The 13,935-nt window shown below is 66.2% G+C and carries 12 protein-coding genes; 10 read left to right on the top strand and 2 right to left on the bottom strand.

Annotation, left to right across the window (positions count from 1 at the left end):
- Positions 1–30 precede the first annotated feature (30 nt).
- Entirely contained in the window at positions 31–1,098 is a 1,068-nt protein-coding gene (recA, locus tag ACXAJT_RS02050; RefSeq protein ID WP_475232463.1) for a recombinase RecA, read from the top strand.
- Positions 1,099–1,294: 196 nt separating this feature from the next.
- Positions 1,295–1,744: a DUF302 domain-containing protein gene (locus ACXAJT_RS02045; RefSeq protein WP_475232461.1), complete on the top strand. Its 450-nt coding sequence runs from the start codon at positions 1,295–1,297 to the stop codon at positions 1,742–1,744.
- A 105-nt stretch (positions 1,745–1,849) separates the two neighbouring features.
- Here the strand turns inward: ACXAJT_RS02045 and ACXAJT_RS02040 are convergent, their stop codons facing one another.
- Positions 1,850–2,173 (bottom strand): HesB/IscA family protein, encoded by a 324-nt coding sequence (locus ACXAJT_RS02040; RefSeq protein WP_475232459.1) that lies wholly within the window; start codon positions 2,171–2,173, stop codon positions 1,850–1,852.
- Between the two features lie 133 nt (positions 2,174–2,306).
- Between ACXAJT_RS02040 and ACXAJT_RS02035 the strand changes: the two genes are divergently transcribed.
- The 8 genes from ACXAJT_RS02035 (at position 2,307) to ACXAJT_RS02000 (ending at position 12,550) form a co-directional block, all read left to right on the top strand.
- The gene (locus tag ACXAJT_RS02035; RefSeq protein ID WP_475232457.1) at positions 2,307–3,473 is read left to right on the top strand and encodes a deoxyguanosinetriphosphate triphosphohydrolase; all 1,167 of its coding nucleotides are present in this window, start codon (positions 2,307–2,309) and stop codon (positions 3,471–3,473) included.
- 88 nt (positions 3,474–3,561) lie between these two features.
- The gene (locus ACXAJT_RS02030; protein ID WP_475232455.1) at positions 3,562–5,427 is read left to right on the top strand and encodes a cation:proton antiporter; all 1,866 of its coding nucleotides are present in this window, start codon (positions 3,562–3,564) and stop codon (positions 5,425–5,427) included.
- A 113-nt stretch (positions 5,428–5,540) separates the two neighbouring features.
- Positions 5,541–7,283: an arginine--tRNA ligase gene (argS, locus tag ACXAJT_RS02025; protein ID WP_475232453.1), complete on the top strand. Its 1,743-nt coding sequence runs from the start codon at positions 5,541–5,543 to the stop codon at positions 7,281–7,283.
- Positions 7,284–7,317: 34 nt separating this feature from the next.
- Positions 7,318–8,340, top strand: coding sequence for an SPOR domain-containing protein (locus ACXAJT_RS02020; RefSeq protein ID WP_475232451.1), 1,023 nt, complete (start codon positions 7,318–7,320; stop codon positions 8,338–8,340).
- Complete coding sequence (locus ACXAJT_RS02015; protein WP_475232448.1) at positions 8,337–9,338, top strand: glycoside hydrolase family 3 N-terminal domain-containing protein; 1,002 nt, start codon at positions 8,337–8,339, stop codon at positions 9,336–9,338. Before ACXAJT_RS02020 ends, ACXAJT_RS02015 begins: the two co-directional genes overlap by 4 nt.
- Before the next feature lie 4 nt (positions 9,339–9,342).
- Positions 9,343–10,140, top strand: coding sequence for a segregation and condensation protein A (locus ACXAJT_RS02010; protein ID WP_475232446.1), 798 nt, complete (start codon positions 9,343–9,345; stop codon positions 10,138–10,140).
- 70 nt (positions 10,141–10,210) lie between these two features.
- Positions 10,211–10,819: an SMC-Scp complex subunit ScpB gene (gene scpB / locus ACXAJT_RS02005; protein ID WP_475232765.1), complete on the top strand. Its 609-nt coding sequence runs from the start codon at positions 10,211–10,213 to the stop codon at positions 10,817–10,819.
- Between the two features lie 480 nt (positions 10,820–11,299).
- On the top strand, positions 11,300–12,550 hold the full coding sequence (locus ACXAJT_RS02000; protein ID WP_475232444.1) for a diguanylate cyclase domain-containing protein: 1,251 nt from the start codon (positions 11,300–11,302) through the stop codon (positions 12,548–12,550).
- Positions 12,551–12,730: 180 nt separating this feature from the next.
- On the opposite strand, the gene ACXAJT_RS01995 is transcribed toward ACXAJT_RS02000, so the two are convergent.
- Positions 12,731–13,807: a 2'-deoxycytidine 5'-triphosphate deaminase gene (locus ACXAJT_RS01995; RefSeq protein WP_475232442.1), complete on the bottom strand. Its 1,077-nt coding sequence runs from the start codon at positions 13,805–13,807 to the stop codon at positions 12,731–12,733.
- Positions 13,808–13,935: the final 128 nt, after the last annotated feature.

Below are 13,935 nucleotides of genomic sequence, written 5' to 3'. Positions count from 1 at the left end.
GGACGCGGTGTGAAATAAGGATCGGAAATCATGGCAACGGCAGATCTTCTGACTATGGACAGCAAGCGCAACGCGGACAGGCAAAAAGCACTCGACTCGGCGCTGGCCCAGATCGAGCGGCAATTCGGCAAGGGCTCGATCATGAAGCTGGGCGGCGAAAACGCCCTGCGCGACATCGAGGCAACCTCCACCGGCTCGCTGGGGCTCGACATCGCGCTCGGCATTGGCGGCCTGCCCAAGGGCCGGATCATCGAGATCTATGGCCCCGAAAGCTCGGGCAAGACCACGCTCACCCTGCATGCGGTGGCCGAGGAACAGAAAAAAGGCGGCGTCGCGGCCTTCGTCGACGCGGAGCACGCGCTCGACCCGCAATACGCCAAGAAACTGGGCGTCGATCTTGACGAGCTGCTGATCTCGCAGCCGGACACCGGCGAGCAGGCTCTGGAAATCACCGACACGCTGGTGCGCTCCGGCGCGGTCAGCCTCGTGGTGGTCGACTCGGTCGCCGCGCTGACCCCCAAAAGCGAGCTTGAGGGCGACATGGGCGACAGCTCGGTCGGCGTGCACGCCCGCCTGATGAGCCAGGCGATGCGCAAGCTCACCGGCTCGATCGCGCGCAGCAACTGCATGGTGATCTTCATCAACCAGATCCGGATGAAGATTGGCGTGATGTTCGGCTCCCCTGAAACCACCACCGGCGGCAACGCGCTGAAGTTCTACAGCTCGGTGCGTCTCGATATCCGCCGCATCGGCTCGATCAAGGACCGCGACGAGGTGGTCGGCAACTCGACCCGCGTCAAAGTGGTGAAGAACAAGGTGGCGCCGCCGTTCAAACAGGTCGAGTTTGACATCATGTACGGCGAGGGCATCTCGAAAACCGGCGAGCTGCTGGACCTCGGGGTGAAGGCTGGCGTGGTCGACAAATCCGGCGCCTGGTATTCCTATGGTGACGAGCGCATTGGCCAGGGGCGCGAAAACGCCAAGAACTTCCTGAAGGAAAACACCCAGATCGCCACCGAGATCGAAGACAAGATCCGCGCGGCACACGGGCTGGATTTCAACGCTGGCGACGGGGACGACGCGGTCACCGAAGACTAAGGCCGGGCGGGGCGGGCATCCCTCCGGCGCTGCGCCTGCGGCAAGGGTGCGGACTGCGTATTTGGAAAGAGAAGAAAGGGCGGGTCCTGCGGGGCGCGCCCTTTTTGCATGGCTGGCGCAGCGGCGCGGTGCGGAACCCGGAGCGGCGCGGACACGTTCTGCAAAGGCAGGTCACGGAGGAGAGACGGAGGAGAAGATGAGACAGACCCTTGCGACGTTTATCGGCCTTGCCGCGCTTTTGCCGGCGGCGGCTTTTGCGGATGTCGAACGCCTGCAGGCGGAGGGCTCGGTGGCGGAGGTTGCGGACCGTCTCGAAGCCAGTGTCGAGGCCGCGGGCGCGACGGTTTTTGCCCGTATCGATCACGCTGCGGGGGCGCAGGAGGCGGGCATGGAGCTTGCCGACGCGCAGTTGGTGATTTTCGGCAATCCCGCGCTTGGCACACCGGCGATGCAGGACGATATGCGCGCCGGGCTTCACCTGCCGCTGAAAATGCTGATCTACGCCGCCGATGATGGCGCGACGCAGATCATCTGGGAGGAGCCGGAGGACAGCTTTGGCGAGCTGGATATCGACGATGACGCTGCGTACATCGAAAAGATGGAGGCCGCGCTGGAGCGGTTTGCGGGCGCGGCGGCCAAGCCATGAGCGCCGCGGCCGCGGGCCGGATGCCAAAGCGGACATGAGAAAAGCCACGGCGCGACGCCGTGGCTTTTTCTTTGGTTCGACAGAGCCTTGGCTCTGGGCAATGTGTCACATCGAGAAACTGGTGCCGCAGCCGCAGGAGCTGGAGGCGTTGGGGTTCTCGATGGTAAAGCGCGCGCCGATCAGCTCTTCGGAGAAGTCGATCACCGCATCGGTCAGGAAGGGCAGCGAAACGCTGTCCACCACCACGCGCTCGCCTTGGCTTTCCAGCACCAGATCGTCGTCGGCGGCATCGTCGAGGCGGATGTCGTACTGAAAGCCCGAGCATCCGCCGCCTTCGACGGCGATGCGCAGCGCCTTGCCCTGCGCGCTCGCGCCGATCTCGGCGAGGCGCTCATAGGCGCGGTCAGTCACTTTCGGGGGCAGGTTCATGGGCGGCCTCAAAGGTTTATCTCCCGGTCGGTCCATAATATAGGGATCCTGAAGAGCAGCGGCAACCACCCGGCGCAACCGTGCCAAGCACCGAACCGTGAGCCGCGACACGATGCGCTGAAAGGGCGATGAGATGGCAATCTACTCCTGCGATCCCCAAGGGGCGAGACCGCGCCGCGTGGCGGAAGAGGAAAGCGCGTTCCGCTCGTGCTTTCAGCGCGACCGCGACCGCATCATCCACAGCTCGGCCTTCCGCCGCCTCAAGCATAAGACGCAGGTTTTCGTCGAGCACGAGGGCGATTTCTACCGCACGCGGCTGACCCATTCCATCGAGGTGGCGCAGGTGGCGCGCACCATGGCCGGGGCGCTTGGGCTCAACACCGATCTGACCGAGGCGGTGGCGCTGGCGCATGACCTTGGGCACACGCCGTTCGGCCATACCGGCGAAGACGCGATGCACGCGCTGATGGCGCCCTATGGCGGGTTCGATCACAACGCCCAGACCCTGCGCATCGTCACCCGGCTGGAGTGCCACTACGCCGAGTTTGACGGGCTCAACCTGACGTGGGACACGCTTGAGGGCATCGCCAAGCACAATGGCCCGCTGCTGCCGCTGAAGCAGGGCGAAACCCTGCCTCTGGCGCTTTCGGAATACAACGCCGAGCATGATCTGGAACTGGGCACCCATGCCAGCGGCGAGGCGCAGGTGGCGGCGATCGCCGACGACGTGGCCTACAACAACCACGATCTGCAGGACGGGCTGCGCGCCGGGCTGTTCAGCGAGGAAGAGATCGCCGAACTGCCGCTGATCAAACCCGCCTATGCCGAGGTCGACCGGCTTTATCCGCATCTCGATGCCTACCGCCGCCGCCACGAGGCGCTGCGCCGGGTGTTCGGCTATATGGTCAGCGACGTGATCGACACCAGTCGCGCGCGGATCGAAGCCGCAGACCCGCAAAGCTGCGACGACATCCGCCGCCTTGGCCATCCGGTCGTGGCCTTCTCGGATGAGATGTACCGCGAGCTGAAGCAAGTGCGCGAGTTCCTCTTCACCCGCATGTACCGCGCGCCCTCGGTGATGGTGATCCGCGAGAAGGTGACCAAGGCGGTGATGGAGCTGTTCCCGATCTACATGGGCAACCCGCTGCTGTTGCCGGCGCGGTGGCGCGCCACCGAGCCCACCGGCGAGACCGAACTGGCCCGCATGGTGGCCGACTACGTGGCCGGGATGACCGACCGGTTTGCCCTGCAGCAGCACGCCAAGCTGACCGGCAAAGATATCCTGCACGACGTGCCATAACACCGTGATAGCCTGCGCTCTGGACAGACCCGCCCCGCGGACCAGATCATGGGCGCGGGAGGGACGGGACAGACGAAAGGGCCCTTGTATGACCGGACCTGAAACGGGCGGGATCGACCCGATCCTTGGCTTCGCCCTTGTGGGCGCGCTTGGCGTGGGGTCGCAGTGGCTCGCATGGCGGATGAAACTGCCGGCGATCGTGGTGATGCTGCTGGCCGGGCTCGCCATCGGGCCGGGGCTTGGCATCCTCGACCCGCACGGCGATTTCGGCGATCTGATGGAGCCGATGCTGGCCATCGCGGTGGCGATCATTCTTTTCGAGGGCGGGCTGACGCTGAACTTTCAGGGCCTGCGCGACGCGCGGCTTGGGGTGCGGCGACTGATCTTTCTCGGCGCGCCTTTGGGCTGGGCCGCCTCTGCGGCGGCGCTGCACTGGGTTGCGGGCCTCAGCTGGGAAAGCTCGGCGGTGTTCGGCGGCATCATGATCGTCACCGGCCCGACGGTGATCGCACCGCTGCTGCGGCAGGCGCGGCTGAAGCACCGGCCCTCGGCGCTGCTGCAATGGGAGGCGATCGTCAACGACCCGGTGGGCGCGCTGGCCGCGGTGCTGGCCTTCGAGGTGGTCACGGTTCTGGCCGACGCGGTGTCGGTGAGCGATGCGCTGGTCGACATCGCGGTGGGCATTCTTGCCGCCTCGGCGCTTGGCGTTCTGGGCGGCTGGGGGCTGTCGCAGGCCTTCAAGCGCGGCAAGGTGCCCGAATACATGAAGGTGCCGGTGCTGTTTGTGTCGATGCTGGTGGTCTTTGCGCTGGCCGACTCGGTGCTGCACGAAAGCGGCCTTCTGGCGGTGACGCTCATGGGCGTGTGGATCGCCAACGCCGGGCTGGCCAGCTACGAGGAGATGCGCCGCTTCAAGGAGCACGCGACGATCCTGCTGGTGTCGGGCGTGTTCATCCTGCTGGCCGCGAACATGAGCCGCGAGACTTTGTTCTCGCTCGACTGGCGGGCGGCGGCCTTCGTGCTGTCGGTGATCCTGCTGGCGCGGCCGATCCCGGTGCTGATCTCGCTTATCGGCACCAATCTGCCTTGGTCGGAGCGGCTGCTGGTGGCCTTCACCGGCCCGCGTGGCGTGGTGCTGGTGGCGGTGGCCGGGCTCTTCGGGCAGCGGCTGGTGTCTCTGGGGATCGAGGACGCGGGCCGCATTCCGGCGCTGGCCTTCGCGCTGGTGGCGGCGACCGTGGTGCTGCACGGCTTTACGCTGGCGCCCATGGCGCGGCTGCTGGGGCAAACCGCCACGGAAACGCCCGGTGTGCTGATCACCGGCGGCTCGCGCTGGTCGGTGGCGCTGGGGATGGCGCTGAAGAAACTGGAGTTGCCGGTGCTGATCGCCGACCCCAACCACGCGCATCTGCGCGAGGCCCGCAAGGCCGGGCTGGACACGTTCTTTGGCGATATCCTGTCAGAAGCCGCCGAGCACCGGCTCGATCTGGTGAGCTACGAGCATCTGATCGCGGCCACCGACAATGACGCCTACAACACGCTGGTCGCCACCGACCTCGCGCCGGATTTCGGGCGCGAGCACATCTTCCAGCTCAAGCCGCAGCGCGACAGTTCGACCCGCCACGCGCTGCCCGCCACGCTGGGTGGACGCCGCTTTGGCCCGGACGAGAGCTATTGGGAAGGCAATGCACGGCTTGCAGACGGCTGGGAATTCCGCGTCTCGCGGCTGACCGAGGAGTTTTCGCTGGAGGATTGGCGGGCGAAGAACCCGCGTGGCCATATCGTGGCCGATCTTGGCCCCAACGGCACCTTCCGGCTGCTTGGCCCGGACGATCCGCCGAAGGAGGCGGTGGGCGTGCGGCTGGTGGTGCTGGCGCCGAAGCGCGAGGAGCGCAAGGACGACCGCCGCGACGAGAATGGCAACGATACGCTGAAGGGCGCGAAGGCGTGCTAGGGCGGGTCGCCGCGCGGCGACCCGGCGCATTCCCGGCCATTCCTCCGTTCTCTGCATTTGACCCTGCGGGCCAAGATGGTAGAGGAGCATCCGACCGTATGGAGACCAGATAGATGAACCTCTTCACCGACATTCGCGCGCTTGTCCTTCAGGCAATCGAGGCGCTGCAGTCCGAAGGCGCGCTGCCCGAGGGGCTGGCCACCGCCGCCGTGACGGTGGAGCCGCCGCGAGACGCGTCGCATGGCGACATGGCGACCAATGCCGCGATGGTGCTGGCCAAGCCCGCCAAGCAAAAACCCCGCGACATCGCCGAGGCGCTCGCCGTCAAGCTGGGCGCCGACAGCCGCATCGCCAGCGCCGAGGTTGCGGGGCCGGGGTTTCTCAACCTGCGCCTCGACCCGACGGTCTGGCAGGCGCTGCCTGCGACCGTGCTCGAGGCTGGCACCGACTATGGCCGCTCGGACATGGGGCAGCGGCTGAAGGTCAACGTCGAATATGTCTCGGCCAACCCCACCGGCCCGATGCACGTGGGCCACACGCGCGGCGCGGTGTTTGGCGACGCGCTGGCCTCGCTGCTGGATTACGCCGGTTATGACGTCACCCGCGAGTATTACATCAACGACGGCGGCGCGCAGGTCGATGTGCTGGCGCGCTCGGTGTACCTGCGCTACCTCGAAGCGCATGGCCGGACCGTTGAATTCGAAGCCGGCACCTACCCGGGCGAGTATCTGATCGGCGTCGGCGAAAAGCTGAAGGCGCAGGCGGGTGACAAATATGTCGACCAGCCCGAGTCCGAATGGCTCGAAGAGGTGCGCAACTTTGCTACCGACGAGATGATGGCGATGATCCGCGAGGATCTGGCGCTGCTCGGCGTGAAGATGGACCACTTCTTCTCGGAAAAGTCGCTCTACGGCACCGGCAAGATCGAGGCCGCCATCGACTCGCTGAAGGAAAAGGGCCTGATCTACCGCGGCGTGCTGGAGCCGCCGAAGGGCAAGAAGCCCGAGGATTGGGAGCCGCGCGAGCAGACGCTGTTCAAATCGACCGAGCATGGCGATGACGTCGATCGCCCGATCATGAAGTCGGACGGCAGCTGGACCTATTTCGCCCCCGACATCGCCTATCACTACGACAAGGTGAGCCGCGGCTTCGACATGCTGATCGACGTCTTCGGCGCCGACCATGGCGGCTACGTCAAGCGGATGAAAGCGGCGGTCTCGGCGCTGTCGGGCGGCAAGGTGCCGCTGGACATCAAGCTGATCCAACTGGTCAAACTGTTCAAAAACGGCGAAGAATTCAAGATGTCCAAGCGGGCAGGGACCTTTGTCACCCTGCGCGACGTGGTCGAGGAAGTCGGCCCCGACGTCACCCGCTTTGTCATGCTGACGCGCAAGAACGACGCCTCGCTCGACTTCGATTTTGCCAAGGCCGTGGAGCAGAGCCGCGAGAACCCGGTGTTCTACGTGCAATACGCCCACGCGCGCGTCTGCTCGGTGCTGCGCAAGGCGCAAGAGGCCGGGATCGACGTCAGCGATGCGACGCTCGCCAAGGTCGATCTGTCGGGCATGACGCATGAGGCCGAACTGGCGCTGGCCAAGAAGGTCGCCGAATGGCCGCGCCTCGTCGAGATCGCCGCGAAGGGCCACGAGCCGCATAAGGTCGCCATCTGGCTCAACGAACTGGCCTCCGATCTGCACGGCCTGTGGAACCGCGGTCACGACGAGCCGGACCTGCGCTTCCTGCAGGACGATCCGACTGTCAGCCAAGGCAAAATCGCGCTGGCACGGGCCGTCGCGGTTGTCATTTCGGCCGGTCTTGGTATCTTGGGCGTGACCCCGGCAGAACAGATGCGCTGACACAAGGCGCCTCGGGGCAACAAGGCAGAGCAAGATGGCCGGCAGGGACACCCTTCGCCGGCCCGACAGGCAGACCGAGGCAGACATGGCGGACTACCCGGCGGATTACTCCGCGGACTACCCCGATTACCCCTACGAGGGGCCGGAGGCACCGGCCCCGTCCGGCCGCCGCGCCGCGTCGCTGGCCAACTGGGCTGGCGCTGCGGTATCGCTTGCGCTGGTCGTCGGCGTGGGCATCTGGGGCTATGACCTTCTGATGCGCGACGTGAACGGCATTCCGGTGGTGCAGGCCATGGAAGGGCCGATGCGCGTGGCGCCCGACGATCCGGGCGGATCGCGCGCCGATCACCAAGGGCTTGCGGTCAACGCCGTCGCCGGGACCGGCACCGCCGAGGGCGGCGCCGACCGACTGCTGTTGGCACCGCAGGGCATCGGCCTTTCGGACGAGGACGTGCCGCAATCGCAACTTGCCGAGGCCCGGCGCAGCGCCGACCGCATCGAACCGGCGGCGCTTTCCGAGGACACGGGCAGCGCGGGTCTGGCCGAGACCGACCCGGACGCCGATCCGATTCAGGCGCTTGCCGACCAGATCGCCGCCAACGCCAAGCCGCTCAGCGATCTTGAGGGCGAAGAGGGCGAGGGCGAAATGGTCGCCAGCGTCACCGGCGCCGCGCCGGCAGGCGCTTTGGTGCGCTCGCTGCGCCCCTCCACCCGTCCGGGCGATCTGCTCAACCAGCCGGTCGCATTGGCCCCCGAAGAGCCCGAACCCACTGGCCCCGAAGAGATCAGCCCCGACACGCTGCCCGCAGGCACCCGCCTTGCGCAGCTTGGCGCTTACGCCAGTGCCGATGTGGCGCGGCAGGAGTGGGATCGGTTCAGCGCCCGCTTCGGCGAGTTCATGGATGGCAAGGATCGCGTGATCGAACGCGCAAGCTCCGGCGGGCGCACCTTCTACCGCCTGCGCGCTGCGGGCTTTGACGATCTGGCGGACGCGCGCCGCTTCTGCGCGGCCTTCGTGTCGGAAAACGCCGACTGCATTCCGGTGACCACCCGGTGAGCCGCTTCGGAGCGACCATACTCGCCCCGCTTGGCCCGGTGCTGAGCGCGGACGAGGCGCGTTTCTTCGCCGAGGCGCGGCCCTTTGGGTTCATCCTTTTTGCCCGAAATCTCGAGGAGGCGGCGCAGATCCGCGCGCTCTGCGATGACCTGCGCGCCGCCATTGGCTGGCACGCGCCGATTTTCATCGACCAAGAGGGGGGCCGTGTGCAACGCCTGCGCGCGCCGCTGGCCACCGAGTTCCTTCCTCCGCTTGACGAGGTGATGCTGGCCGGGGCGCAGGCCGCCCGCGCCATGGAATTGCGCTACCGGATCATTGCCGCAGAACTGCTCGGTCTGGGGATCGACGGCAACTGCGCGCCGATGCTTGACGTGGCGCGGCCGCAGACGCATGCCTTCCTGCGCAACCGTTGCTATGGCGAAAGCGTCGAGCAGGTGGTCGAGATCGGGCAGGCGGCGGTCAGGGGCATGATCGACGGCGGTGTGCTGCCGGTGATGAAACACCTGCCGGGCCACGGGCTTGCGCAGCTCGACAGTCATAAGGACTTGCCGCGCATCGACGCGCCGCGCGCCGAGCTTGAGGCGGTGGATTTCGCCGCCTTCCGCCCGTTTGCCGAGCTGCCGCTGGCGATGACCGCGCATCTGGTGTTCGAGGGGCTCAACACCGCGCCCGCCACCGTTGATCCCGCGATGATCAGGCTGATCCGCGAGAACATCGGCTTTCAGGGGCTGCTGATGACCGACGATATGTCGATGGAGGCGCTTTCGGGCAGCATCGGCGCGCGCAGCGCCGCCTCGATCGCCGCAGGCTGCGATGTGGTGCTGCACTGCAACGGCAAACGCGCCGAGATGGAGGAGGCGGTCACCGAGGCGGGCATGATGACCGAGGCGGCGCAGGCCCGCGCCGAAGCTGCGCTGCGCACCCGCACCGTGCCCGCCGAGATTGACATGGACGCCCTCAGGGCCGAACGTGAAGCCTTGCTGGCCGGGCACCGCTGATCGCATGCAGGACAATTCGCAACTGGAGTTCGAGACGCTGAGCGTCGCCGACCGCCTTGCGGCGGAGGCGCTGATCGTCGACGTCGAGGGCTACGAGGGGCCGCTCGACCTGTTGCTGTCGCTGTCGCGCACCCAGAAGGTCGATCTGCGCAAGATCTCGGTGCTGGAACTGTCGCGGCAGTACCTCGCCTTCGTCGAGCGGGCCAAGGAACTGCGCATCGAACTGGCCGCCGACTATCTGGTGATGGCGGCGTGGCTCGCCTTTCTGAAATCGCGCCTGCTGCTGCCCCCCGATCCCACCGAAGAGGGCCCCTCGGGCGAGGAACTGGCCGCCCACCTTGCATTTCAGCTTGAACGACTGCAGGCGATGCGCGACGTCGCGGCGCGGCTGATGGCGCGCGACCGGCTGGGCCGCGACTTCTTCGCCCGCGGCATTCCCGAGGACATGCAGCGCGTGCGCAAGGTGAAATACACCGCCTCGCTGATCGATCTGATGCAGGCCTATGCCCGCATCCGCACCCGCGACGAGTTTCGCCCCTTCGTGATGGACCGCCACGATGTTTTCACCATGGAGCAGGCGCTTGAGCGGATGCGTGGGCTGATGGGCTTTGCTGGCGATTGGACCGACATTTCCGGCTGGTTGCCCGATGGCTGGTCCGAAGACCCCATGCGCTGGCGCTCGGCGACCGCCGCCACCTTCGCCGCCTCGCTGGAACTGGCCAAAGAGGGCCATGTGGAGATCCGGCAGGACGAGACCTTCTCGCCGATCCATCTGCGCAAGAGAGAGACCCCGCGTGAGTGACAATATCGACGATTTCCCGGAGGCGCAGGCCGCCGAGGAGGATCAGGACAGCCTGTTCGAAGCGCCGCCCATGGGCGCGCAGGAGCGCATGGTCGAGGCCATTCTCTTCGCCTCCGCCGAGCCGGTGACCGTGCGTGAACTCGAAGACCGCATGCCGCACGGCTGCGACCCGGCCGAGGCGCTGGCGCATCTGCGCAAGCGCTACGACGGGCGCGGCGTGCATGTGGTGCGCGTCGGCGATGCGTGGGCGATCCGTACCGCGCCGGACCTTGGCTTCCTGATGCAGAAGGAGACAGTCGAGACCCGCAAGCTTTCGCGCGCGGCGATCGAGACGCTGGCGATCATCGCCTATCACCAGCCGGTCACCCGCGCCGAGATCGAGGAAATTCGCGGTGTCAGCGTCTCGCGCGGGACCATCGACCAGTTGCTCGAGATGGAGTGGATCCGCTTTGGCCGCCGCAAGATGACGCCGGGGCGCCCGGTGACCTTTGTGGTGACCCAAGATTTCCTCGACCAGTTCGGACTGGAAAACGCCCGCGATCTGCCGGGGCTGAAAGAGCTCCGCGCCGCCGGTCTGCTCGACAACCGCCCGCCGCCGGGCAGCGTGCCGATGGGCCAGAAGGACGCAGACGACGACGACGAAGAGGCGCCCGGCCAGTCCGAACTGTTCGAGGACTGATCGCGCCTCTGGCCCCGCAAGGTGAGAGCCGACAGGCAGAAAAACCTCGGCGGGCCGTGCTGCGTTCCGCCCTCGTGTCGCGTCAGCATCCGCAGTGCGTGCGATGTTCCGAAAAGGGATTAGGTATTGTGCATAAGTGGTTGAATTAAAGAGGCTATGGTGAGCGGGGTCAAAGATGTTCCGGGTCTGGAACCAAACGTGGGCGCCGAAAGTTATTCTGCTTTTTTGCATTGAAAAGTCCGGATCCTTGCGATGCTCCGGGGGCTCGTCTGACGGATTGTTACAAATGGACCGAGATTGCAGCGGTGCGCTGTCGGTGCGCGCGGACGTCTAAAGGCAATTTTAACCGCGCCACGCGCAAGATCGGCGGGGCAAGGGCGAATGCCGGAGGCCGGACCAGTGGATCACAGTGCAAAATTTCAGTCTCTCACGGCGCATGATGGCGTGTTTCTTCCACCGACCCACCCCAGTCTGCGACCCTTGGCCTGGACGCGAACCGTCTGTCTCGTTCTGGCAGGTGCGCTGCTGCTGATCGCGGCGGAAGGGCACATCTACGGTATTTCGGAGCTTTACGCGCCCTCTGGCGAGGCCGCGCTGTCGCTTCCGACGCTGGTGACCGGCATCGGCGCGCTTGCCGCCACCCTGTTGCAGCGACCGCTGCGCCGGTCGGACCCGCGCGAGACGCTGCTCTGGATCCTGGTGATCTTTCTGTGCGTCCTGACGGGGCTGGGCTATCGCGTTGGGATCAGGTTTGGCGCTGGCGAAATGGGCGGCAATACCGCCGTGTCTTTCGTGCTGCTGGCGGGGGCGCAACTGTGCTATCGACGCCTGCCGATGTCGTCCTTCAGCCTGACGCTCATGACACTGTTTCTGCCGTTCGTCGCCGCGCTTGGCTATCTCAACGGTCAGGTGCTGCTCTTCGGGCAGATGTCGCTCTCGACCGCACTGCTGCTTCTGGCGCTGGGGGTGGCCAATGTGGCGCGCCACGCCCGCCGCGCGCTGCTTCGCCCGTTGGTAAGCGGCTCGTCGTCCGGGCGCTTGGTGCGCGGCATTCTTCTGGCGTGGTTCGTGCTTGTGGCGGTGCAGGCTGTCAGCGTGCGGTTCGTGCCCGACGGCTGGCTCGAACTGTCGAGCGTCGTTCTGATCCTCGTGGATACACTGGTGATGCTGGTGGCGATCCTCTTTCTGGGCGGAAAGTACGATGCCAGCGCATCGCGCCTTCGTCTCACCGAATGGCGTCTCTATCGCGCCGCGATGCGCGACCCGGCCACCGGCATGAGGACCCGCGCGTCGGCCGAGCTATACAGCGCGACCTTCGGCCCGCTGACCAGCCATGGGCTGGTGATCTTTGAGGTCGAGGGCATCGAGGCGCTGTCGGAGCGCCTAGGCGCGGCTTCGGCGGACCGCATCCTGCGGCTGGTCGGAGGCAGGCTCGGGCGGGCACTGGCGCCCGACGAGTTGCTGTGCCGCGACGAGGACATGAGGCTCTTGCTGCTGGTACGCAATTGCACGCTCGACACGCTGAGCGTTCGGGCCCAAGAGCTTTGCGCGCGCGCCTCGGAACTGCGCGACCCGGAGCGGGAGCTTCTGCCGATTACGCTCAGCGCGGCCGCGGTCATGGCGCGGCGCGGCGATGGTGATCTGGGCGCAGCCCTGCGCCGCGCTCATGAGGCGCTGAAAGAGGCGCAGCGACAGGGGGAACGGGGCGTGGTGCTCTGTCAGGCGGCCTGAACATGACCGAGTGTTCCGGCGGCTGCGGGCATGTCTCTGGTCGAACCATCGGCCGGCTTGGCGTCGGTGGTACGGGCGGTGTTGGCGGTAGGGCCAGTGCTGGGAAGGTGCAGTGGTGCTGGGAAGGTCCCGTGGTGCTTGGAAGAGCAGTGTCGCCGGCACTGCCAGCCTTGGTGCCCGTCAGCTGCGAAAGTGTTTCGATAGCTTCAGGCCCTGACCCTGATAGTTCGACGCGATCCCGGCACCGTAGAGATGCTGTGGGGTCTCGTCCATGCGCTCGTAGACCAGCCGTCCGACGATCTGCCCATGCTCCAGCACGAAGGGCGCCTCATGGCAGCGCACTTCAAGCACGCCGCGCGACCCATTGCCGCCGGCAGCGGAATGACCAAAGCCCGGATCGAAGAAGCCAGCGTAGTGCACGCGGAATTCGCCGACCATGGCAAGGTAGGGCGCCATCTCGGCGGCATAGAGCGGCGGGATATGGACAGCTTCGCGGCTGACCAGAATGTAGAAGGCATCGGGATCGAGGATAAGCTGTCCGCGCGAGGCCTGCAGCGGGTCCCAGAACTCGGCCGGGTCGTAGTGGCCAATGCGGTCAAGATCGATCACCCCGGTGTGCGGCTTGGCGCGCCAGCCGACGAGCCCGTTGCTTTCGGGCTGCAGATCGACGGAAAAGCCAAGGCCTTCGTCGATCACCGCGGGGCCGCCGCTGACCAGCGTTTCCGACGCGTGCAAAGAGGTCAGCTCGGCGTCGGTCAGCAAGGATTGCCCGCGACGAAAGCGGATCTGGTTCAGCCGCATGCCGGTGCGCGCGAGCACGGAGAACGACCGCGGGCAGATCTCGGCGTAGAGCGGGCCGCTGTAGCCCGCCGCGATGCGGTCGAATTCGGTGCCGCCATCGGTGATCGTGCGGGTCAGCAGATCGAGGCGACCGGTCGAGCTTTTTGCGTTGGCCACGGCGGACAAATCTTCCGGCAAATCAAGATGTTCGAGGAGCGGCACCACGTAGACGCAGCCCTTTTCCAGAACCGCGCCCTCGGTGAGATCGACGCGGTGCATTTCGAACTCCTGCAGCCGCGCGTCGAGCGACCGGCCCGCGCCGGCAAGAAACGAAGCGCGCACCCGGATTGCCTCGCGCCCGAGGCGCAGATCAAGGCTGGCAGGCTGGATTTGCCCTTCTACAAGCGGCGCATCTCTGCGGATCGCCCCGCGCTCTACGAGCGCCGAAATTTGCTGGCTGGCGAGCACCCCTGTCATCGTCACGTCCCTCGTATTGCGTTGAACTTGCTTAGCAAGCGGGGCGGGCGAGGGGAACGGCAAATGCATGCTGGGCCGCATGCTCCGCGCGTGTCCGCAGACCCGCTGGACGCATACAAATCGGGCAA

The organism is Salipiger sp. ABF4_146 (assembly GCF_056161345.1).
The sequence above is the reverse complement of the archived record's forward strand: the minus strand, read 5'-3'. Positions and strand labels throughout refer to the sequence as shown.

What these genes read in the sequence shown, in the direction of transcription:
- ACXAJT_RS02035 (WP_475232457.1), top strand. Translation starts at nt 2,307, where the DNA reads ATGGCAATCTACTCCTGCGATCCCCAAGGGGCGAGACCGCGCCGCGTG.
- argS (WP_475232453.1), top strand. Translation starts at nt 5,541, where the DNA reads ATGAACCTCTTCACCGACATTCGCGCGCTTGTCCTTCAGGCAATCGAG.
- ACXAJT_RS01995 (WP_475232442.1), bottom strand. Translation starts at nt 13,807, where the DNA reads ATGACAGGGGTGCTCGCCAGCCAGCAAATTTCGGCGCTCGTAGAGCGC.
- ACXAJT_RS02045 (WP_475232461.1), top strand. Translation starts at nt 1,295, where the DNA reads ATGAGACAGACCCTTGCGACGTTTATCGGCCTTGCCGCGCTTTTGCCG.
- ACXAJT_RS02040 (WP_475232459.1), bottom strand. Translation starts at nt 2,173, where the DNA reads ATGAACCTGCCCCCGAAAGTGACTGACCGCGCCTATGAGCGCCTCGCC.
- ACXAJT_RS02010 (WP_475232446.1), top strand. Translation starts at nt 9,343, where the DNA reads ATGCAGGACAATTCGCAACTGGAGTTCGAGACGCTGAGCGTCGCCGAC.
- ACXAJT_RS02030 (WP_475232455.1), top strand. Translation starts at nt 3,562, where the DNA reads ATGACCGGACCTGAAACGGGCGGGATCGACCCGATCCTTGGCTTCGCC.
- ACXAJT_RS02020 (WP_475232451.1), top strand. Translation starts at nt 7,318, where the DNA reads ATGGCCGGCAGGGACACCCTTCGCCGGCCCGACAGGCAGACCGAGGCA.
- scpB (WP_475232765.1), top strand. Translation starts at nt 10,211, where the DNA reads ATGGGCGCGCAGGAGCGCATGGTCGAGGCCATTCTCTTCGCCTCCGCC.
- recA (WP_475232463.1), top strand. Translation starts at nt 31, where the DNA reads ATGGCAACGGCAGATCTTCTGACTATGGACAGCAAGCGCAACGCGGAC.